A 21,652-nucleotide genomic window follows, 5' to 3' on the forward strand; every position below is an offset into this window, starting at 1 on the left:
CCCCTTGTTCGTTCGACGCCCCGGCCCCGCCGGGGACTGTGAGGACGGTGCTGATGTCGACGTCGCCCGCGAGCCCCGCTGCTGCCGTGGCGCCAGTCCGGCACGGCCTCTACGACCCCGCGGCCGAGCACGACGCCTGCGGTTTCGCATTCGTCGCCACGCTGCGTGGAACGCCCGGCAGGGACATCGTCGACGCCGGCCTCACGGCGCTCCTCAACCTGGACCACCGCGGTGCGGTGGGCGCGGAAGAGGACAGCGGTGACGGCGCCGGCATCCTGACGCAGATCCCTGACGCCTTCCTTCGTGACGTCGTGGACGCCGAGCTCCCGGCTGCCGGCTACTACGCCATCGGCATGGCCTTCCTGCCGGTCGACGACGCCGAGCGGGCGCAGGCCGTGGCAGCGGTCGAGGCCGTCGCGGCGGAGGAGAAGCTCGAGGTCCTCGCATGGCGCGAGGTCGTCGTGACCGCCGACCTCGTCGGGCCCACCGCGCGCGCGTCGATGCCGGTGTTCCGCCAGCTCGTCGTCGCCGACCCGTCGCGCGAGCTCTCCGGGATCGCGCTGGACCGTCGCGCGTACCGGCTGCGCAAGCGCGCCGAGCGGGAGCACGGCGTCTACTTCGCGTCGCTGTCGGCACGGACCATCACCTACAAGGGCATGCTGACCACCGGGCAGCTCGAGCCGTTCTTCGCGGACCTCTCGGACCCTCGGTACGCGTCCGAGATCGCGCTGGTGCACTCGCGGTTCTCGACCAACACCTTCCCCTCGTGGCCGCTCGCGCAGCCGTTCCGCATGGTCGCCCACAACGGTGAGATCAACACGGTGCGCGGCAACCGCAACTGGATGGCCGCCCGCCAGGGCATGCTCTCGTCCGACCTGCTGGGCGACCTCGCCCCGCTGCTCCCCGTCTGCACGCCGGGCGGGTCCGACTCCGGCAGCTTCGACGAGGTGCTGGAGCTGCTGCACCTGTCCGGCCGGTCCCTGCCGCACGCGGTCATGATGATGATCCCGGAGCCGTGGGAGAACCACGCGCAGATGGACCCGTCGACCCGGGCGTTCTTCGAGTACCACTCCACGCTCATGGAGCCGTGGGACGGTCCTGCCGCCATGACCTTCACCGACGGGACCCTCATCGGCGCCGTGCAGGACCGCAACGGTCTGCGGCCGGGGCGGTACTGGGTGACCGAGGACGGCCTCGTGGTCTGCGCCTCCGAGGCGGGCGTCCTCGACATCGACCCCGCGTCGATCGTCGCCAAGGGCCGTCTCGAGCCGGGTCTGTTCTTCCTCGTCGACACGGGGCAGGGTCGGATCGTCGCCGACGTCGAGGTGATGGCCCAGCTCGCCGCCCAGCGGCCGTACGCGCAGTGGGTGCAGGAGAACGCCGTCCACCTCTCGCAGCTGCCGGACCGCGAGCACGTGGCACACTCGGCCGCGTCGGTGCGGCGCCGCCAGCGGGCGTTCGGCTACACCGAGGAGGAGCTGAAGATCCTCCTGGCGCCGATGGCCTCCGCCGGCGCCGAGCCGCTCGGTGCGATGGGTTCGGACACACCCGTCGCCGTCCTCTCGAAGCGACCGCGGCTGCTGTTCGACTACTTCACCCAGATGTTCGCGCAGGTCACGAACCCGCCTCTGGACGCGATCCGCGAGGAGCTGGTCACCTCGATCGGCGGGGCGATCGGCCCGGAGCCGAACCTGCTGGTCGACGGGCCCGAGCACGCGCGCAAGATCATGCTGCCGTTCCCCGTCATCGACAACGACCAGCTCGCCAAGATCGTGCACGTCGCGAAGGAGCCGTCGCTCGGCTTCCGTGCGACGACGATCCGCGGTCTGTACAAGGTCGACGGGGGAGGGGCCGCGCTCGAGCGGCGCCTCGAGGAGATCTTCGCCGAGGTCGACCGTGCGGTCGCCGACGGCGTGAGCTTCCTCGTCCTGTCGGACCGCAACTCCGACGCGGACCTCGCGCCGATCCCGTCGCTGCTGCTGCTGTCGGCCGTGCACCACCACACGCTGCGCCGTCACACCCGCACGCAGATCTCGCTGGTCGTCGAGGCGGGTGACGTGCGCGAGGTGCACCACGTGGCCCTGCTCGTCGGTTACGGCGCGGCGGCCGTCAACCCGTACCTGGCCATGGAGACCGTCGAGGACCAGGCGCGCAGCGGCTACCTGCCGGGCGTCACGCCGGAGAAGGCCGTCGCCAACCTCATCAAGGCGCTCGGCAAGGGTGTCCTGAAGGTCATGTCGAAGATGGGCATCTCGACCATCGCGTCGTACCGCGGCGCGCAGGTGTTCGAGGCGATCGGCCTGTCCCACGCGCTGGTCGACCGGTACTTCACGGGCACGACCAGCCGGCTGGGGGGCATCGGGCTCGACGTGATCGCCGCCGAGGTCGCGGCACGCCATGCCGACGCCTACCCGGCCAGCGGCAACCGCCAGGCGCACCAGCGCCTCGCCGTCGGCGGCGAGTATCAGTGGCGCCGGGGTGGCGAGGAGCACCTGTTCGACCCCGAGACGGTCTTCCGCCTGCAGCACTCGACGCGCACGCGCCAGATGGACGTGTTCCGGCAGTACACGGCACGGGTCGACGAGCAGTCGGAGCGGCTGATGACGCTGCGCGGCCTGCTGCGGTTCAAGGAGGGCGTCCGCCCACCCGTGCCCATCGACGAGGTCGAGCCCGTCAGCGAGATCGTCAAGCGGTTCAACACCGGGGCCATGTCGTACGGCTCGATCTCCGCCGAGGCGCACGAGACGCTGGCGATCGCGATGAACGAGATCGGTGGCAAGTCGAACACCGGGGAGGGCGGCGAGGACCCCGACCGTCTGCACGACCCGCGGCGCCGCTCGGCGATCAAGCAGATCGCCTCCGGCCGGTTCGGTGTGACGTCCGAGTACCTCACCAACGCGGACGACATCCAGATCAAGCTCGCCCAGGGCGCGAAGCCGGGCGAGGGCGGTCAGCTGCCCGGTCACAAGGTGTACCCGTGGGTCGCCAAGACGCGGCACTCGACCCCGGGTGTCGGGCTGATCTCGCCCCCGCCGCACCACGACATCTACTCGATCGAGGACCTCGCGCAGCTCATCCACGACGCGAAGAACGCCAACCCCTCCGCACGGATCCACACCAAGCTCGTCAGCGAGTTCGGTGTCGGCACGGTGGCCGCCGGCGTGGCCAAGGCCCACTCGGACGTCGTGCTGATCTCGGGGCACGACGGCGGCACGGGCGCGAGCCCGCTGACGTCGCTGAAGCACGCCGGCACCCCGTGGGAGATCGGCCTGGCGGAGACCCAGCAGACCCTGGTCCTCAACGACCTGCGTGACCGGGTCGTGGTGCAGGTCGACGGCCAGCTGAAGACGGGACGCGACGTGCTGGTCGGGGCGCTCCTGGGGGCCGAGGAGTTCGGCTTCGCCACGGCCCCGCTGGTCGTCTCCGGCTGCGTCATGATGCGCGTCTGCCACCTCGACACCTGCCCCGTGGGCGTCGCCACGCAGAACCCGGAGCTGCGGGCGCGGTTCACGGGACGCCCGGAGTTCGTCGTGACGTTCTTCGAGTTCATCGCCCAGGAGGTGCGTGAGCACCTCGCGGCGCTCGGGTTCCGGTCGATCAAGGAGGCCGTGGGCCGGGTCGAGATGCTCGACACCCGCCACGCGGTCGACCACTGGAAGGCCGAGGGGCTGGACCTGACGCCCGTGCTGGCCGTGCCCCAGCCGAAGCCCGGCTCGAGCCTGTCCCACGCGCGGGCTCAGGACCACGGGCTCGAGCGGGCGCTCGACAACCAGCTCATCGCGCTGGCTGCCGACGCCCTCGAGCGCGCGGAGCCCGTGCGCATCGCGCTGCCCGTGCGCAACGTCAACCGGACGGTCGGCACCATGCTGGGCCACGAGGTGACCAAGCGGTACGGCGGCGCAGGGCTGCCCGACGACACCATCGACGCGACGCTGACCGGGTCGGCGGGCCAGTCGTTCGGTGCGTTCCTGCCGAGGGGCATCACGCTGCGGCTCTTCGGCGACGCGAACGACTACGTCGGCAAGGGCCTGTCGGGCGGTCGCCTCGTCGTCCGTCCCGACCGGAGCTCGGCCCTGAGCAGCCAGCACAACGTCATCGCCGGCAACGTCATCGGGTACGGCGCGACCAGCGGGCAGATCTTCCTGCGCGGCCTGGTGGGCGAGCGCTTCGGGGTGCGCAACTCCGGCGCGACGCTCGTCGTCGAGGGCGTGGGCGACCACGCGTGCGAGTACATGACCGGCGGCACGGTCGTGGTCCTCGGCCCGACCGGACGCAACCTCGGTGCCGGGATGTCCGGGGGCACCGCGTACGTGCTCGACCTGACGCCCGAGCTGGTCAACGTGGACGCCGTCCGCAGCGGCGAGCTCGCGCTCGACCCCCTGGACGACGAGGACTTCGCGCTCGTCGAGAGCCTGCTGCGCTCCTACGCGGACGAGACGGGCTCGCTCGTCGCCGCCCAGCTGCTGGAGGACCCGGGCGGCACCCGCACGCGGTTCACCCGCCTGCTGCCCACCGAGTACGCCCGCGTCCGCGGCGCCCTCGCGCAGGCCGAGGCCGACGGCCTCGACCCGAGCGCGCCGGGCGTGTGGGACAAGATCCTGGAGGTGGCCCGTGGCTGACCCCCGTGGCTTTCTGAAGGTGCGGGAACGCGAGCTCCCGCCCAACCGCCCGGTCGAGGTGCGTCTGCGCGACTGGAAGGACGTGCACGCCCACCTCGAGGAGGGCCAGCCGTTCCTGCGGGAGCAGGCCGGCCGGTGCATGGACTGCGGCATCCCGTTCTGCCACAACGGCTGCCCCCTGGGCAACCTCATCCCCGAGTGGAACGACCTCGTGCGGCAAGGTCAGTGGGCCGACGCGATCGACCGCCTGCACGCGACCAACAACTTCCCCGAGTTCACGGGGCGGATCTGTCCGGCTCCCTGCGAGTCGAGCTGCGTGCTGGGGATCAACCAGCCGCCCGTCACCATCAAGAACGTCGAGGTCTCGATCATCGACGAGGCGTTCGCGCGCGGGCTCGTCACGCCTCAGGTGCCGCAGCGGCTGACCGGTCACACGGTCGCCGTCGTCGGGTCGGGCCCCGCCGGCCTCGCGGCCGCGCAGCAGCTCACCCGCGCCGGGCACACCGTCGCGGTGTACGAGCGCGACGACGAGATCGGCGGCCTGCTGCGCTACGGCGTGCCGGACTTCAAGCTCGAGAAGATCCACATCGACCGCCGCCTCGAGCAGATGCGTGCGGAGGGCACCCGCTTCCGACCCGGTGTCGAGGTCGGCAAAGACGTCACGTGGGTCCAGCTCCAGGCCCGTTACGACGCCATCGTGCTCGCCACGGGCGCGACCGTGCCGCGTCAGCTGCAGGTGCCCGGGCTCGACCTCGAGGGCGTGCACTTCGCGATGGACTACCTGCACCAGGCCAACGCGGTCGTCGCAGGCAAGGACGTCCCGGAGCAGATCACCGCCGAGGGCAAGCACGTCGTCATCATCGGCGGCGGCGACACCGGTTCGGACTGCCTCGGCACCGCGCTGCGGCAGGGCGCGGCGTCGGTCACGACGCTGGCCATCGGCAAGAAGCCCCCGACCGAGCGCCCCGCGAGCCAGCCGTGGCCCACCGACCCGGTCCTCTTCGAGGTCTCGTCGTCGCACGAGGAGGGCGGGGAGCGGGACTACCTCGCCTCGACGGTCGCGTTCCTCGGCGACGAGGGTGACGGTGCGGGCCACGTGCGCGCCCTGCGCCTCGCCACGACCGAGTACCTGCCGGACGGGCGGCGCGTCCCGACCCCCGGCACGGAGCGCGACATCCCCGTCGACCTCGTACTCGTGGCGATGGGCTTCACCGGCCCGGAGACCGAGGACCTCACCGAGCAGCTCGGCGTCGAGCTCACGGGCCGCGGCGCCGTGGCCCGGGACGACGACTTCGGCACCAGCGTGCCGGGCGTCTTCGTCGCCGGTGACGCAGGCCGCGGACAGTCCCTCGTGGTGTGGGCCATCGCCGAGGGACGCGCCGCCGCGGCGTCCGTGGACGCCTACCTGTCGGGCTCCTCCGAGCTGCCCGCCCCCGTCTCGGCGAGCACGGTGGCACTTCGCCCCTGAGCCCGTCGCCCGAATATCCCTTCCCGGGATGTGCGTACCCGCAGGCCGGGCACGTCCCCCGGGACGTCCGGCCTTAACGCCGAAATCCAGGAAGGCATAGTCTCGAGTTATGCGTAGAGCCAAGATCGTCTGCACCATCGGTCCCGTGACGGAGTCCCCCGAGCAGGTCCAGGCCCTCGTCGACGCCGGCATGGACGTCGCACGCCTGAACCGCAGCCACGGGGACACCGAGGTGCACAAGCGTGTGTACGACAACGTGCGTGCCGCAGCGAAGGCCTCGGGCCGTTCGGTGGCCGTCCTCGTCGACCTCCAGGGCCCCAAGATCCGCCTCGGGCGGTTCATCGAGGGCAAGCACGACCTCGCCGTCGGCGACGTCTTCACCATCACGACGGACGACGTCGAGGGCACCAAGGAGCGCGTCTCGACGACGTTCAAGGGCCTGACCGGCGACGTCAAGCCCGGTGACCCGATCCTCATCGACGACGGCAAGGTGCTCGTCCGCGTCACCGCGGTCGAGGGCAGCGACGTCGTCACGCGCGTCGAGGTGCCGGGCCCGGTGTCGAACAACAAGGGCCTCAACCTCCCGGGCGTCGCCGTGTCCGTGCCCGCCATGAGCGACAAGGACGAGGAGGACCTTCGCTGGGCCCTCAACGTCGGCGCGGACCTCATCGCGCTGTCGTTCGTCCGCTCGGCGGCCGACTACGACGACGTGCGTCGCATCATGGAGGAGGAGGGCCGGGTCGTCCCGGTCATCGCCAAGATCGAGAAGCCGCAGGCGGTCGAGAACCTCAACGAGATCGTCCAGGCGTTCGACGGCATCATGGTCGCCCGCGGCGACCTGGGCGTCGAGCTCCCGCTCGAGCAGGTGCCGCTGGTCCAGAAGCGGGCCGTGGAGCTCGCGCGTCGCAACGCCAAGCCGGTCATCGTCGCGACGCAGGTGCTCGAGTCCATGATCACGAGCCCCCGCCCGACGCGTGCCGAGGCGTCCGACTGCGCCAACGCGGTGCTCGACGGCGCGGACGCGGTCATGCTGTCCGGCGAGACGAGCGTCGGCGACTTCCCGATCGAGGCCGTGCGCACGATGGCGCGGATCATCGAGAGCACCGAGGAGCTGGGCCGCGAGCGGATCGCTCCGCTCGGCTCGGTGCCCTCCTCCCGCGGCGGTGCGATCACGCGCGCGGCGGCGGAGATCGGTGAGCGCATCGGCGTCAAGTACCTCGTGACGTTCACGCAGTCCGGCGACTCCGCGCGGCGCATGTCCCGCCTGCGGGCACCGATCCCGCTGCTGGCCTTCACCCCTGAGGAGGACGTGCGCAACCGCCTGTCGCTCTCCTGGGGCGTCCAGACGTACCAGGTGCCGCGGGTCGACAGCACGGACTCGATGGTCAGCCAGGTCGACCACACGCTGCGTGCGAACGGCCTGGCCGAGGTCGGCGACTACGTCGTCGTCGTCGCCGGGACGCCCGTGGGCGTCGTGGGCTCGACCAACACGGTCGTCGTGCACAAGATCGGTGACGACGAGGTGGCACGCACCCGTACCGCCTGACCCCGTCACGCCCGACGGCCGCCACCCCGCACCCGGGGCGGCGGCCGTCGTCGTGCGTGGGCCTGCTACCGAGGCGTCGGCGGCGTCACGCGGGGCCGCGCCACCTCCGCGCCCCAGTGCTCGATCGTCTGCAGCACCCAGAACGCGGCGAAGAGCGCCACGAGCAGCGCCTCGATGACGAGCACGGCGTGCCCCCAGGTCCCGATCGTCGCGTTCAGCGCGACCACGGCGGACAGCGTCAGCAGCATCGTCGCGCCCAGGACGGCGTAGGCGAGCGCCCGCCGGCTCGACACGGACCGCGCGGCGAAGGCGTTGCGCACCACGACGGCGACCACGGCGACGAAGAGCAGCACGGCGGCCGTGTCGTGCGCCTCGCGCAGCAGGAGCTCGGGCGCCGCGACGAGCGTGACGGCCACCGCGAGCACCACGAGGGCGCCGGCGCCCCGCGCCAGGGTCGCCGCCGCCGATCCGCCGCTCCGGACCGCCACGAACGTGCGGGCGCCGGTCGCCAGGACGCCGGCGACGACGAGCGCCGTCAGGCTCGTGCGTGCGTCGGCGAGGGCGGCGGGGACGTCCGCGACGACGTCGCCGGCGCACCCGCTGCCGGGCTCGGTGGGCGTCAGCGCGACGACGAGGGCGAGGAAGCCCGCGACGTCGAGCAACGCGTCCTCGACGTCGTCCGTGCCCGTGTAGACCACGAGCAGGGTGCCGACGGCGCACAGGGCACCGACGACCGCGTCGTGCGCCCCGGTCCAGTAGTAGGCGCTCAGCGAGTCCAGCCAGCAGCCTGCCCGCGACGCCTCCACGGCGACCGCCGTGACCAGGAGCACGAGGAGCAGCACGACACCGAGGCGCAGGCTGCGGTACGTGGACCGCACGGCCCGGCGCTCCGCCGTCGACATGCTCCCCGGCTCCACCTCGGCTACCTCCCGCGCACACCCTGCCACCGCGTGAGCGGGTCCGCGCGGCGTCGAGGAGAGGGCCGTCCGGGCCGGTGTCAGGGGTCGGTCCTAGCGTGGGAGCACGAGCACCAGCACCAGCACGGACCGCAGGAGGCGCCATGACCACGCTCGAGAACCGTGACCGCACCGCGCTGCTCGTCATCGACGTCCAGACCGGTGTGCTCGACGGCGCGCACGACCGTGACGGCGTCGTCGGACGGATCGCGTCGCTCGTCGAACGGGCCCGTGCCGGCGGCACGGACGTCGTGTGGGTGCAGCACAGCAGCGACGAGCTCCCCCTGGAGTCGTCGACGTGGCAGATCGTCCCGGAGCTGACGGTGCACGAGACGGACCCGGTGGTGCACAAGCGGTACGGCGACTCCTTCGAGGCGACGGACCTGGAGGGCGTGCTCGCGGCCCGCGGCGTCGGACGGCTCGTGGTCGCGGGCGCACAGACGGATGCCTGCGTGCGCTCGACACTCCACGGTGCGCTCACGCGGGGGTACGACGTGACGCTCGTGTCCGACGCCCACACCACCGAGGACCTGTCCGCGTGGGGTGCGCCGCCGCCCGCGGGCGTCATCGCGCACACGAACCTGTACTGGGGGTTCCAGGAGGCGCCCGGACGGACGGCGGGCACGGCGACTGCCGCGGAGGTGGACCTGGGTGCCTCGACCACCTGATGCGGGGGAGCAGGAGTGCTCGTGCACCTCGGTGCGGTGCGCGAGCGCTCGTGCGGTGCACGTGGATGCGGTGCCCCGAGTGGGATTCGAACCCACACTGGATCGGGTTTGAGCCGAACGCCTCTGCCGGTTGGGCTATCGGGGCTGCGGGGCCAGCCTAGTGGGATCCGACGTGACCACGTCGTCGCCGCTCGCGGCTCGCGTGCGCGTGACACGCGCCACGTGACGGTGACCACGAGCGCCTTCGCTCCATCACACCCGGCAGGCGCACTACTCTGGGCACGTGACCAAGGACGACAGCACCGAGCCCACGCAGGACGCGCCGCAGGCCGTGGACCTGTCCGCCGATCCCGCACCGCGTGCGGCAGCGCCGTCCGCGAGCAGGCCGGCGCGCCGGGCTGTCGTCGCGGAGGACGAGGCGCTCATCCGCATGGACGTGGTCGAGACGCTCACCGAGGCAGGGTTCGAGGTCGTCGGCGAGGCCGGCGACGGCGAGCGCGCGGTCGAGCTCGCGACCGAGCTGCGGCCGGACGTCGTCGTGATGGACGTCAAGATGCCCGTGCTCGACGGCATCTCCGCGGCGGAGCGCATCGGCAAGGCGCACCTCGCGCCTGTCGTGCTGCTGACCGCCTTCTCGCAGACCGAGCTCGTGGAGCGGGCGCGCGACGCCGGGGCGATGGCGTACGTCGTCAAGCCGTTCAGCCCGGCCGACCTGTTGCCGGCGGTCGAGATCGCCATCTCGCGCTACGCGCAGATCACCGCGCTGGAGTCCGAGGTGGCCGACCTCGCCGAGCGTTTCGAGACGCGCAAGCGCGTGGACCGTGCCAAGGGTCTGCTGATGACGAAGATGGGGCTGTCCGAGCCCGAGTCGTTCCGGTGGATCCAGAAGACGTCGATGGACCGCCGCCTGACGATGCGCGAGGTCGCCGACGCCGTGATCGAGCAGGTGGGTGGCGCGTCGTCCTGACGTCCCCCGCCCGGCGCCCGCGGCGCCCACCCGAGCCCGTACCGACACCCCCGTCGGTGCGGGCTCGCTGTGTCGATGGTCACAAGTCCACAACGACATGGTGGTGAGACATTGCCATTCACATGGCGGACACAAACCATGAGTACGTTCGCGCCACATCGTCGGGGCCCGCCCACGGGTCGCGGTCGTGCAGGGCTCACAGAGGGGTACCACACGAATGATTCGATCGACACGTGCAGGACGCGGGCTGGCGGTCGCAGGGGCGGTCGCGCTCGCGCTCACCGCTTGCAGCAGCGACTCCGGTGCCGCCGGCGACGGCGAGGCGACCGGCGGGGGGAGCGGCGAACCGCTCCGCATCGGGACGATCCTCCCCGTCACGGGCTCGCTCGCGCAGCTGGGTCCGCCGGAGATCGCCGGCGTCGACCTCGCGGTGAAGGAGATCAACGACGCGGGCGGCCTGTTCGGTGCCGACGTCGAGGTCGAGCACACCGACTCCTCGGACGCCGAGAACGCGTCGGTGGCGACCGGATCGGCGCAGCAGCTGATCTCCTCGGGCGTGTCCGCCGTCATCGGTGCCGCGTCCTCGTCGGTGACCAAGAACATCGTCGACGACATCACGGGCGCCGGCATCGTGCAGGTCTCACCGGCCAACACGGCGACGGACCTGTCGGGCTACTCGGACTTCTACTTCCGCACGGCGCCGCCGGACACCGTCCAGGGCGACGTCCTCGGCAACCTCATCGTCGGCGACGGGGCCAGCAACGTCGGCATCCTCGTCTTCAACGACTCGTACGGCACGTCGCTGCGGGACGTCGTCGAGGGCGTCGTCACCGAGGCAGGCGGGACCGTCGTGTACGGCACCTCGGGGGAGGAGTTCGACCCCACGGAGACGAACTTCGCCACCATCGTCGCCGACGCCATCGCCGCGTCCCCGGACGCCATCGCGATCCTGTCCTTCACGAACCAGACGCCGTCGATCGTGCGCGAGCTGGTGTCGCAGGGCTGGGACATGAGCAAGACCTACTTCGTGGACGGCAACCTGCAGAACTTCGGCGTCGAGGGCGACATCGGCTTCCCGGCCGGCACCCTCGCCGACGCGCAGGGCACGCTGCCCGGTGCGTACCCGTCCGAGGAGTTCCAGGCGCGGATGCTGGAGATCGACCCGGACCTGAAGGACTACTCGTACGGCCCCGAGTCGTACGACGCGACCCTGCTCGTGGCGCTCGCGGCGCTCAAGGGCGGCGCGTCCGACGGTGAGACCATCCAGGCCAACATGGTCGCTGTCTCCGGCGCCGACGGTGGCACGGACTGCACGGGCTGGGAGGAGTGCAAGGCGCTCCTCGAGGACGGCGAGGACATCGCCTACCAGGCCGTGTCGGGCGTCGGGCCGTTCAACGAGGCGAACGACCCGTCGTCGGCGTTCATCGGCATCTACCAGTTCGGGCCGGAGAACACCTACACGTTCAGCCGCTCGGAGGAGGGCGAGGTCCCGCAGGGCTGACCTCGCCGGCCGCCTGATCGACGGCCCCCGGAGCCACCGGCTCCGGGGGCCGTCGTCGTGCGTGCCCGTGAGGCGGCGCAGGGGGCGACGAGGCAGACACGACGGGGCCCGGTGGGCGACCCCTGCGGGCCGGCCACCGGGCCACGTGCTGCTCGTCAGGCGGCGGGGGAGTCCTCGGGGCCCGCCCGCTCGGCGTCCCGGGCGGCGTCCACGTCGGTCGCCAGCGTCCCCAGGTAGAGCTCGATGACCTTCGGGTCGTGCATGAGCTCCCGCCCCGGGCCGGAGTAGGCGTTGCGGCCCTGGTCGAGGACGTAGGCGCGGTCACAGATCTGCAGCGCGCGCCGCGCGTTCTGCTCGACGATGACGACCGAGACGCCCGCCTTGTTGATGCGGCGGGTGCGCAGGAACGCCTCGTCCTGCCGGACCGGGGACAGCCCCGCGGACGGCTCGTCGAGGAGCAGGACGGACGGCTCGGGCATGAGCGCCCGCGCCATCGCCACCATCTGCCGCTCACCGCCGGACAGGGCTCCCGCGCGCTGCTTGCGGCGGTGCGTCAGCTCGGGGAACAGCGCGAGGACCACCTCGAGCCGCTCCGCGAACTTGTGGGGCGTCTGGTAGACGCCCATCTGGAGGTTCTCCTCGATCGTCAGGCTCGGGAACACGTTGTTCGTCTGCGGGACGAACCCCACGCCACGCTGCACGAGCACGTCGGCTCGCAGGTTCGTGATCGACTCGCCGTGCAGGGTCAGGGTTCCCGACCGGATGCCGACGAGCCCGAAGAGCGCCTTGAGCAACGTCGACTTGCCCGCGCCGTTGGGGCCGATGATCCCGACGAGCTCGCCGGGGTGCAGGACCAGCGAGCACTCGTTGAGGATGTTCACGCCGGGCACGTAGCCCGCGACCAGGGAGTCTGCGTGCAGCAGCGGCTCACCCTGCGGCTCTCCACGGTGCAGCGCAGGTGCGGTGGTCTCGGTCACGGAGCCTTCTCCTCAGCCTTGGTCGTCGGCGACAGCTCGGCGTCGGCCTCGGCCTCCGCCTCGGCGTCGATGACACCGCCCTCGTCCAGCAGGGCGTCGTCGCCGAGGTCGGTGTCGTGGTGCGCGCCGAGGTACGCGTCGATGACCGCCTGGTCGGCCATGACCTCCGACGGCGGGCCTTCCGCGACGACCTTGCCCTGCGCCATGACGACGACCCAGTCGGAGATGTGCCGCACCATGTGCATGTCGTGCTCGACGAAGAGCACCGTCGTGCCGGAGTCGCGCAGGTCCGTGATGTGACCCAGGAGGGACTGCGTGAGCGCCGGGTTCACGCCGGCCATCGGCTCGTCGAGCATCACGAGCCTCGGGTCGGACATCAGGGCGCGTGCCATCTCCAGGAGCTTGCGCTGACCGCCCGAGAGGGATCCGGCGAAGTCGTCCTTCTTCGCGTCGAGCTTGAAGCGCTCGAGCAGCGTCATCGCCTTCTCGGTGATCGCCCGCTCGCGGGGCGCCCACAACGGCTTCACGAGTGCGGTGAACAGTCCTTCGCCCGGCTGGTCCCGGGCACCGAGGCGCATGTTGTCGAGCACCGTCATGCGGGCGAGCGCCTTGGTCAGCTGGAACGTGCGCACCATGCCGGACTTGGCGACGCGGGAGGCCGCAACGCCGGCCAGAGGTGTGCCGTCGAAGACCCAGCTGCCGGTGTCCGGCTTGTCGAACCCGGTCATGAGGTTGAAGAACGTGGTCTTGCCGGCGCCGTTGGGTCCGATGAGCGCGGTGATGACGTGCTTCTGGACCTCGACGTGGTCGACGTCCACCGCGTTGACGCCACCGAAACTGCGCCTCACCCCGTCGGCGACGAGCAGGGCATCGGGCTTGGGGGCACCGGGCACCCGGGGGATCTGGGCCAGGTCGTGCCTGGCCCGCTCGACGACGTCCTCAGCGGGCATTGATCGCGAGCTCCTTCTTGTCGCCCAGGATGCCCTGGGGCCGGAAGACGATGAGCATCATCAGGGTCAGCCCGACCAGGATCCAGCCGATCTGCTCGATCTGCTGCACCGACAGCACCTCGGGGGGGACGACGCCGCGGAGGAATCCACGGACGAAGACCAGCGCCCCCCAGAAGAGCAGGGACCCGAGCACGGGCCCGAACACCGTGGCCGCACCACCGAGCAGCAGGATGGTCCACGTGTTGAACGTGACGGGCCGGCCGAGGGAGTCGGCCTGCACCGAGCTGGCGAGCACGAACACGATGCCGCCCAGCGCGCCGAAGACGCCGCCGAGGACGAGGGCCTGCAGCTTGTAGCCGTAGACGTTCTTGCCGAGCGCGCGCACGGCGTCCTCGTCCTCGCGGATGCCCTTGAGGACCCGTCCCCACGGGCTGCGGATCAGGCGCCACACGAGCAGGCACGCGAGCAGCACGAGCCCCCAGCCGACGATCCGCAGCCACCACGAGTTGGAGGTGTTGGTCGCCAGGGTGATCGGACCGAGCGCCCACCGGTCGTCGGGGAACGGCGACGCGTCCTGGAACGTGCCCTTGAACGCGTTGCCCGTCAGCCCCTCGGAGCCGCCGGTCACGTCGGTCAGGGCCGTGGAGCGCCCGACCATGCGGACGATCTCCGCGGCGGCGATGGTGACGATCGCCAGGTAGTCGCCCCGCAGCTTGAGCGTCGGCAGACCGAGGAGGAGTGCGAAGACGACCGCCGCGCCGATCGCCACGACGAACGCGAGCCACAGCGGGGCGCCCTGGATCGTCGCGACGGCGAAGCCGTAGGCGCCGAGCAGCATGAACCCGGCCTGCCCCATGTTGATCAGACCCGTGAGCCCGAAGTGGATGTTGAGCCCGATCGCCGCGAGCGCGTACGCGATCGCGGTCGGGCCCAGCATCTCGTTGAGGACGTTCGTGAAGAGCTGTCCGTAGTCCATGACGGCGACGACCTCCCGCTAACCGATGCGCTCGGCGCGCCCGAGGATGCCCTGCGGCCGCAGCAGCAGGACGAGGATGAGGATCACGAGCGCGCTCGCGTAACGCATGTCGCTCGGCATGACCAGCGTCGAGAGCTCCACGACCAGGCCGATCACGAGCGCACCGAGCACGGCGCCCAGCGGTGACCCCAGCCCTCCGAGGGTGATCGCGGCGAACATCAGCAGCAGGAGCGTCGAGCCGAAGTTGAACCGCGTGGTGTTGAGGTACAGGGCCAGGAGCACGCCGCCGAGGGACGCGAGCGCGGCGGAGACGATCCACACGCGGCTGACCACCGACTCGACCTTGATGCCCGTGGCGGCTGCGAGCGCCGGGTTGTCGGAGACCGCCCGGGTCGCGCGACCGAGCCGCGTCCGGGCGAGCACGAAGGCCACGGCGGCCAGCACGACGAGCGCGATCCCGACCGACACGAGCGACTGCCCGGAGATCTGGACCGGCCCGATCTGCATGCGCTGGGAGATCCCCGACACGATCGGGGCAGGCCGTGCACCGAAGAAGAAGAGGAACGACGACAGCATCGCGAGCGACAGGCCGATCGTGACGATCATCTGCTGCGTGATACCCACGCCGCGGCGTCGCAGCGGCCCGAACAGCACGCGGTTGAGCAGCCATCCCATGACGCCGCCCGCCGCCGTGGAGATGACGATCGCCAGCCACAGCGGCAGGTCCCACCACTGCACGGCCATGAACGCGGTCATCCCACCGAGGGTGACGAGCTCCCCGTGAGAGAAGTTCGACAGCCCCGTCGTCCCGTAGATGAGGTTCGCGCCGAGCGCGGCCAGCGCCAGCAGCACACCGAAGACCAGGCCTGCGAGCACGAGCTGGGCGTACCGGTTGGTCCCGGGACCCGCCGAGGCCTCCGCGCTCGCCTCTGCCTCGGCACCCGCCTCGGTGTCGGCGCCGGCCCCCGTGTCGGCGCCGGCCCCCGTGTCGGCACCGCCCGTGCTCCCCGTCCCGGCACCCGTCGAGGCGTCCCCGTCGTCCGGCTCTCCCGTCTCCACGCCGGCCTGCTCCGGGGGCACGACCTGCACGATCCGCCCGGCGGAGCGTCCGAGGGCCACCGTGACGACGGCCGGGTTGGCTGCCGGGTCCTTGAGGACCGTCCCGGCGGGCAGCGTGCTCTCGTCGACCGTGACGGTGTAGTCACCCGCCGCGGTCAGCGGTACCGACGCCTTCCCGGCAACGTCGGTCGTGGCGGCGACCGTGCCGCCCTCGCCCTCGACGCTCAGGGCGACGCCGGCGGCCGGCCCGGAGCCCGGGACGGTCACCGTCACGTTGAGGCACGCGGTGGCGTCGTCCGGGCTGCAGGGGGTGGTCGCCGCGTGCGCGGACCCGCCGACGAGGAGCGTCGACAGGGCGGTGAGGGCGGCCAGCAGGATGCCGGCGCCTCCTCGTCGCAGGGCGACGGAACGGTCCCGGCACGCGACTGGTCGCACGTCAGACCTCCGTCCAGATCGTCGGGCACGGGCACACGGAGTCGCCGCACGGGTCATGGGACATCGCCCACCGGTCAGCAGACGATAGGGAGGGATTGTGTCCTGTTCATTACGTCAGCGCGAGGGTTCTGCGCCGATCGATGGCGAACCGCGTCGTGCAGCGCACCCTGTTGCGGGGGGTTCCTCCCGGTTCACCGGGACGTGGTGCCGTCCCGGACTAGGCAGGCGCCCGGGTCTGGGCCATCATCGACGCAGGGCGTGCGGACCGGGGGACCGGACGCCCGACGTCCGACCCTCGTCCCCGGGAGGCCCGCAGTGCGGCCAGGTGTGCACGTCCGACGCGCGTCGTCGTCCGATCTCGAGGATCTCGTCGACCTCTGCCTGCAGGCGCGTGCGGAGTCCGGTGTCGGCCGCCAGCTGTGCTCGGACGACCGTCGGCTGCTGCGGGACCAGCTCGAGGCCCTCGCCTCGGTCCCGGACGGCGTCGCCCTGGTGGCGACCTGCGACGGCGAGCCCGCCGGCATGGTGCTGAGCCGGCTCCTGGGGCCGGGGCTGCTGTCCGGCACCATGGTCCTGAGCCTCGACGCGGTGTACGTGCGCCCCCAGTGGCGACGCCGCGGGCTCGGCCACGCGATGCTCCGGAGCCTCGCGGAGCTCGCGGACGCCGCCGGCGCCACCGACGTGTACGCCGCCCCGCTGCCCGGCTCGCGCGGGATGCAGCGCTTCCTGGCACGCCTGGGGTTCGCACCCGCAGCAGCGCACCGCACCGTGAGCACCGGCGCGCTGCTGCGGCGTCTGGCGCTCGACGTCCCGGCCCCCGTACGACGCCCCGCGTCGCGAGGACTCGAGGACCTCATCGAGCGTCGGCGCCGGGCGCGGGCTCACGCGGCCGGGGAGCAGGAGCGTGCGCGTCAGGCGGGTGCGTCGATGAGCATGCAGGTGAGCCGAGCCGTGCAGAGGCGTCGGCCGTCGGCGTCCTCGACGACCACCTCGTAGGTCGCCAGCGACCTGCCGAGGTGCAGGGCGCGCGCCGTCGCGGTGACGGTGCCCGTCCGGGCCGAGCGGTGGTGGGTCGCGCTGAGCTCGATGCCGACGGCCGCGCGGCCGGGGCCGGCGTGCGCCACCGCGGCCAGCGAGCCGAGCGTCTCCGCCAGCGCGGCAGAGGCCCCGCCGTGCAGCAGCCCGTACGGCTGGGTGTTGCCCTCGACGGGCATGGTGCCGATGGCCCCCTCGGCGTCGACGTGCGTGATCTCGATGCCCATGCGGTGCAGGAGCGTGTCGTCGGTGGGCGGGACCACGAAGGGGATGTCGGACATGGCAGATAGGTTGGCACCGTGCGTGCCGACCAGCCAACGACCAGCAGCTCGACCACCCCGCGCCTGCTCCTCATCGACGGACATTCCATGGCGTACCGCGCGTTCTACGCGCTGCCCGTCGAGAACTTCGCGACGTCGACGGGGCAACCGACCAACGCGGTGTTCGGGTTCACCTCGATGCTCGCCAACCTGCTGCGCGACGAGGAGCCCACGCACGTCGCGGTGGCGTTCGACGCGGGCAGGACCACGTTCCGTACCGAGCGGCTCGAGTCCTACAAGGGCAACCGCGCCGCCACCCCGGAGCCGTTCCGCGGTCAGGTCGACGTCATCAGGACGCTGCTGGCCACCATGCACGTGCAGGTCCTCGACAAGCCCGGGTTCGAGGCGGACGACATCCTGGCGACCCTGACCACGCAGGCGCGCGACCAGGGCATGGAGGTCCTGGTCTGCTCGGGGGACCGGGACACGTTCCAGCTGGTGGGCCCGACGGTCACGGTGCTGTACCCCGTACGCGGCGTGTCGGAGGTCGCCCGCATGACGCCCGAGGCGGTCGAGGCGAAGTACGGGCTGCCGCCCGCCCGCTACCCCGACCTCGCGGCGCTGGTCGGCGAGACGAGCGACAACCTGCCCGGGGTCCCGGGCGTCGGCCCCAAGACGGCGGCCAAGTGGATCGCGCAGTACGACGGGCTCGCGGGCGTCCTGGAGAACGCGGAGCGGATCACCGGCAAGGCCGGGGAGTCGCTGCGGGCGAACCTCGAGCAGGTCGCCCTCAACCGCGAGCTCAACCGGCTCGTCGACGACCTCGAGCTGCCCGTCGGCCCGGAGGACCTCGCGGTCCGCCCGTGGGACCGCACCGCACTGCACGAGCTCCTCGACGAGCTCGAGTTCCGGACGCTGCGCGACCGGCTCTTCGCGATGCTGCCCGACGAGGGGCGTGACGAGCGCGTCGCGACCGCGGCCGCGCTCGACCTCGTCGAGACCGGGGTCGGTGGACTCGGTGCCTGGCTCGACGCCCGGGCGGACCAGGTTCTCGGCCTGGACGTGCGTGGCACCGGCGCCCCCGGCCGCGGAGACGCCTGGGGGATCGCTATCGCGGACGGCGCGGGTCAGGCGGTGGCGTACGACCTGACCGCCATCGAGCCCGACGACGACGCGGCGCTCGCGGCCTGGCTCGCCGACCCGGCGCGCGGCAAGGCGCTGCACGCGGCCAAGGAGGCCTGGCACGCGCTCGACGGGCGCGGGCTCGCGCTCGCGGGCGTGCGCTTCGACACCGAGCTCGCCGCCTACCTCTGCCAGCCGGACCGCCGCGCGTACGACCTGCCCGATCTCGCGATCGGCTACCTGCGCCGTGAGCTCGGGAGCGACGACAGCTCGTCGCAGGGCCAGGGTGCCCTCGACCTGGAGGTCGACGGTGCCGACGAGGGCAGACGCGCTGCCGTCCGCGCCGCAGCCGTGCGGGACCTCGTCGACGTCCTGGGCAGCGAGGTCGCGGACCGGGGGGCGACGACGCTCCTCGACGAGCTCGAGCTGCCGCTGCAGGGCGTCCTGGCGCGCATGGAGCGCACGGGCATCGCCATCGACGTCGAGTACCTGACCTCCCTCGAACGCGGGTTCGACGAGCAGGTGCAGGGTGCAGCCGCGGACGCGTACGCGGTGATCGGCCGCGAGGTGAACCTCGGGTCGCCCAAGCAGCTGCAGGAGGTGCTGTTCGACCAGCTCGGCATGCCGCGGACCAAGCGGATCAAGACCGGGTACACGACCGACGCGGCGGCGTTGACCGACCTGTTCGCGCGCACCGGGCACCCGTTCCTGGAGCACCTGCTCGCGCACCGCGACGCGATCCGCCTGCGCCAGACCGTCGAGGGGCTGCTGCGTTCGGTCGCCGACGACGGGCGCATCCGCACGACCTTCCAGCAGACCATCGCGGCGACCGGCCGGCTGTCGTCGGCGGACCCGAACCTGCAGAACATCCCGATCCGCACCGAGGCAGGCCGGCAGATCCGACGGGCGTTCGTCGTGGGTCCGGGGTACGCCACGCTGCTGACGGCGGACTACTCGCAGATCGAGATGCGGATCATGGCGCACCTGTCCGGCGACGAGGGCCTCATCGAGGCGTTCCGCTCGGGCGAGGACCTGCACAGCTACGTCGGCTCGCGCGTGTTCGGCGTGCCGACCGACGAGGTCACCCCGGCGATGCGCTCCAAGATCAAGGCCATGAGCTACGGCCTCGCCTACGGGCTGTCGTCGTACGGGCTGTCCCAGCAGCTGTCCATCGAGGTCTCGGAGGCCTCGGCGCTCATGGCCGACTACTTCGAGCGGTTCGGCGGCGTGCGCGACTACCTCACGGGCGTGGTCGGCGCGGCACGCGCGACCGGCTACACCGCCACGATCCTCGGACGTCGCCGGTACCTGCCGGACCTCACGAGCGACAACCGGCAGCGCAGGGAGACGGCGGAGCGTATGGCGCTCAACGCCCCCATCCAGGGCAGCGCCGCCGACCTCATCAAGCTCGCGATGCTCGGTGTCGACGCGGAGCTGGTGCGTCGCGGGCTGCGCTCCCGGATGCTGCTGCAGGTGCACGACGAGCTCGTGCTCGAGGTGGCACAGGGGGAGCGCGAGGAGGTCGAGGCTCTCGTCCGCGAGCAGATGGGGCGTGCCGGGGACGGCCTGCCGGGTGGCCCGCTCGACGTGCCGCTCGACGTCTCGGTCGGTGCGGGCGCCAGCTGGCACGAGGCGGGGCACTGACGCGACCGGCCCAGCGGCGCCACGGGTCACCGGATCGTGTGACGCGAGTGGGGTTTCTCGGTACACCGTGACGTTTTCGTGCGTCATCTGTGGATATTTCGGGGTGTCGTACGCCACAGTGGTCCCCCTGACGGCGACGGGGCCGTCTGGACCAGCGGAGGTGCACGTGTCCGAAAGTGCTCAGGAGACCGACTACCAGCGCGTCCAACGCTCGCCGGAGTTCCAGGACCTGCGACGCAGGTTCCGCAACTTCGTGTTCCCCATGACCGCGTTGTTCCTGGCGTGGTACTTCCTGTACGTCCTGCTCGCCAACTACGCGCACGACTTCATGAGCCAGCGGGTGGTCGGCAACATCACGGTCGGCCTGCTCTTCGGCCTCGGCCAGTTCGTCTCGACGTTCGTCATCACCATGGCCTACGCGCGGTGGGCGAACCAGAAGCAGGACGCGGTGGCCGAGAACCTCCGTGAGCACATCGAGTCCGGCGCGCTGATCGACGGCGGCGAGTCGCGCCGCCCTGAGGGGAGCCCCGCATGACCCGCTACGACGCCACCGTGCTGGCCGCGGCCGCCGACAGCGGGCAGGTCGGCGACCCCGTGGTCAACATCGCGATCTTCGGCGCGTTCGTCCTGGTGACGCTGATCATCGTGTTCCGCGCCTCGCGCAACAACAGGACAGCCGCGGACTACTACGCGGCCGGGCGGTCCTTCACCGGCCCGCAGAACGGCACCGCCATCGCGGGCGACTACCTGTCGGCAGCCTCGTTCCTCGGCATCTGCGGGGCGATCGCGATCTACGGGTACGACGGCTTCCTCTACTCCATTGGCTTCCTCGTCGCGTGGCTCGTGGCGCTGCTGCTCGTCGCCGAGCTGCTGCGCAACACCGGGCGCTTCACGATGGCGGACGTCCTGTCGTTCCGGCTCAAGCAGCGGCCCGTGCGCATGGCCGCCGCGATCTCGACGCTCGCGGTCGTGTTCTTCTACCTGCTCGCGCAGATGGCCGGCGCCGGGGGACTCGTGGCGCTGCTCCTCGGCATCGAGGGTCTCGCAGCGCAGGCCCTCGTGATCGCCGTGGTGGGTGCCCTGATGATCCTGTACGTGCTCGTGGGTGGGATGAAGGGCACCACCTGGGTCCAGATCATCAAGGCGATCCTTCTGATCGCCGGTGCCGGACTCATGACGGCGTGGGTGCTCGCGAAGTACGGCTTCGACCTGTCGGCGCTGCTGCAGGGCGCGATCGACAACGGTGGCGAGAACGGGGAGCGGCTCATCGAACCGGGCGCGCAGTACGGTGCGTCCTCGCTCACGCAGCTCAACTTCCTGTCGCTCGCGCTCGCCCTGGTGCTCGGGACGGCCGGCCTGCCGCACGTGCTCATGCGCTTCTACACCGTGCCGTCGGCCAAGGAGGCGCGTCGGTCCGTGGTGTGGGCGATCTGGCTGATCGGGATCTTCTACCTGTTCACCCTGGTGCT

General features: G+C 71.6%; 16 protein-coding genes and 1 tRNA gene. 10 read left to right on the plus strand and 7 right to left on the minus strand.

The window, feature by feature from the left end; all coding sequences use genetic code 11:
- The first annotated feature begins 53 nt into the window (after positions 1-53).
- The 3 genes from gltB to pyk all read left to right on the plus strand — a co-directional run bounded on the left by gltB (position 54) and on the right by pyk (position 7,633).
- On the plus strand, positions 54-4,619 hold the full coding sequence (gene gltB, locus IR158_RS16460; RefSeq protein WP_291814724.1) for a glutamate synthase large subunit: 4,566 nt from the start codon (positions 54-56) through the stop codon (positions 4,617-4,619).
- Positions 4,612-6,087 (plus strand): glutamate synthase subunit beta, encoded by a 1,476-nt coding sequence (locus tag IR158_RS16465; protein ID WP_291814726.1) that lies wholly within the window; start codon positions 4,612-4,614, stop codon positions 6,085-6,087. The genes gltB and IR158_RS16465 overlap by 8 nt, the downstream gene beginning before the upstream one ends.
- Before the next feature lie 109 nt (positions 6,088-6,196).
- Positions 6,197-7,633: a pyruvate kinase gene (gene pyk / locus IR158_RS16470; protein ID WP_291814728.1), complete on the plus strand. Its 1,437-nt coding sequence runs from the start codon at positions 6,197-6,199 to the stop codon at positions 7,631-7,633.
- 65 nt (positions 7,634-7,698) lie between these two features.
- On the opposite strand, the gene IR158_RS16475 is transcribed toward pyk, so the two are convergent.
- Entirely contained in the window at positions 7,699-8,535 is an 837-nt protein-coding gene (locus IR158_RS16475; RefSeq protein WP_291814730.1) for a hypothetical protein, read from the minus strand.
- A 158-nt stretch (positions 8,536-8,693) separates the two neighbouring features.
- Here IR158_RS16475 and IR158_RS16480 point away from each other — a divergent pair, with 158 nt between their 5' ends.
- Positions 8,694-9,257, plus strand: a complete 564-nt coding sequence (locus tag IR158_RS16480; RefSeq protein ID WP_291814732.1) for an isochorismatase family protein — start codon at positions 8,694-8,696, stop codon at positions 9,255-9,257.
- A gap of 71 nt (positions 9,258-9,328) precedes the next feature.
- On the opposite strand, the gene IR158_RS16485 is transcribed toward IR158_RS16480, so the two are convergent.
- Positions 9,329-9,402 (minus strand) — tRNA-Leu (locus tag IR158_RS16485).
- Positions 9,403-9,588: 186 nt separating this feature from the next.
- Between IR158_RS16485 and IR158_RS16490 the strand changes: the two genes are divergently transcribed.
- Complete coding sequence (locus IR158_RS16490) at positions 9,589-10,224, plus strand: response regulator (RefSeq protein WP_291814766.1); 636 nt, start codon at positions 9,589-9,591, stop codon at positions 10,222-10,224.
- A gap of 217 nt (positions 10,225-10,441) precedes the next feature.
- A complete protein-coding gene (locus tag IR158_RS16495; RefSeq protein ID WP_291814733.1) occupies positions 10,442-11,725 on the plus strand; it encodes an ABC transporter substrate-binding protein in 1,284 nt (427 codons plus the stop codon).
- Positions 11,726-11,880: 155 nt separating this feature from the next.
- Here the strand turns inward: IR158_RS16495 and IR158_RS16500 are convergent, their stop codons facing one another.
- Genes IR158_RS16500 through IR158_RS16515 form a run of 4 tightly spaced genes read right to left on the minus strand, consistent with a single transcriptional unit; the run spans position 11,881 to position 16,122 of the window.
- Positions 11,881-12,702: an ABC transporter ATP-binding protein gene (locus IR158_RS16500; protein ID WP_291814735.1), complete on the minus strand. Its 822-nt coding sequence runs from the start codon at positions 12,700-12,702 to the stop codon at positions 11,881-11,883.
- Positions 12,699-13,652 (minus strand): ABC transporter ATP-binding protein, encoded by a 954-nt coding sequence (locus IR158_RS16505; protein WP_291814737.1) that lies wholly within the window; start codon positions 13,650-13,652, stop codon positions 12,699-12,701. Before IR158_RS16505 ends, IR158_RS16500 begins: the two co-directional genes overlap by 4 nt.
- Entirely contained in the window at positions 13,642-14,628 is a 987-nt protein-coding gene (locus tag IR158_RS16510; protein ID WP_291814739.1) for a branched-chain amino acid ABC transporter permease, read from the minus strand. Before IR158_RS16510 ends, IR158_RS16505 begins: the two co-directional genes overlap by 11 nt.
- 18 nt (positions 14,629-14,646) lie before the next feature.
- On the minus strand, positions 14,647-16,122 hold the full coding sequence (locus IR158_RS16515) for a branched-chain amino acid ABC transporter permease (protein ID WP_291814741.1): 1,476 nt from the start codon (positions 16,120-16,122) through the stop codon (positions 14,647-14,649).
- Positions 16,123-16,449: 327 nt separating this feature from the next.
- On the opposite strand from IR158_RS16515, the gene IR158_RS16520 reads away from it, so the two are divergent.
- Entirely contained in the window at positions 16,450-17,118 is a 669-nt protein-coding gene (locus IR158_RS16520; RefSeq protein WP_291814743.1) for a GNAT family N-acetyltransferase, read from the plus strand.
- Here IR158_RS16520 and IR158_RS16525 read toward each other — a convergent pair.
- Positions 17,034-17,438 carry a hotdog fold thioesterase gene (locus IR158_RS16525; RefSeq protein ID WP_291814745.1) on the minus strand — a complete coding sequence of 135 codons (405 nt, stop codon included), beginning with the start codon at positions 17,436-17,438 and terminating at the stop codon, positions 17,034-17,036. The genes IR158_RS16520 and IR158_RS16525 overlap by 85 nt on opposite strands.
- A gap of 87 nt (positions 17,439-17,525) precedes the next feature.
- Between IR158_RS16525 and polA the strand changes: the two genes are divergently transcribed.
- The 3 genes from polA to IR158_RS16540 form a co-directional block, all read left to right on the plus strand.
- Positions 17,526-20,183, plus strand: coding sequence for a DNA polymerase I (polA, locus tag IR158_RS16530; RefSeq protein ID WP_291814768.1), 2,658 nt, complete (start codon positions 17,526-17,528; stop codon positions 20,181-20,183).
- A 166-nt stretch (positions 20,184-20,349) separates the two neighbouring features.
- Positions 20,350-20,718: a DUF485 domain-containing protein gene (locus tag IR158_RS16535; RefSeq protein ID WP_291814748.1), complete on the plus strand. Its 369-nt coding sequence runs from the start codon at positions 20,350-20,352 to the stop codon at positions 20,716-20,718.
- Positions 20,715-21,652 (plus strand): cation acetate symporter (locus IR158_RS16540; RefSeq protein WP_291814749.1); only part of this gene is annotated, 938 nt, incomplete at its 3' end. The genes IR158_RS16535 and IR158_RS16540, both read left to right, overlap by 4 nt.

It is taken from the genome of Cellulomonas sp. (assembly GCF_015234515.1).
In the GTDB taxonomy this organism is placed as follows: Bacteria; Actinomycetota; Actinomycetes; order Actinomycetales; family Cellulomonadaceae; genus Cellulomonas.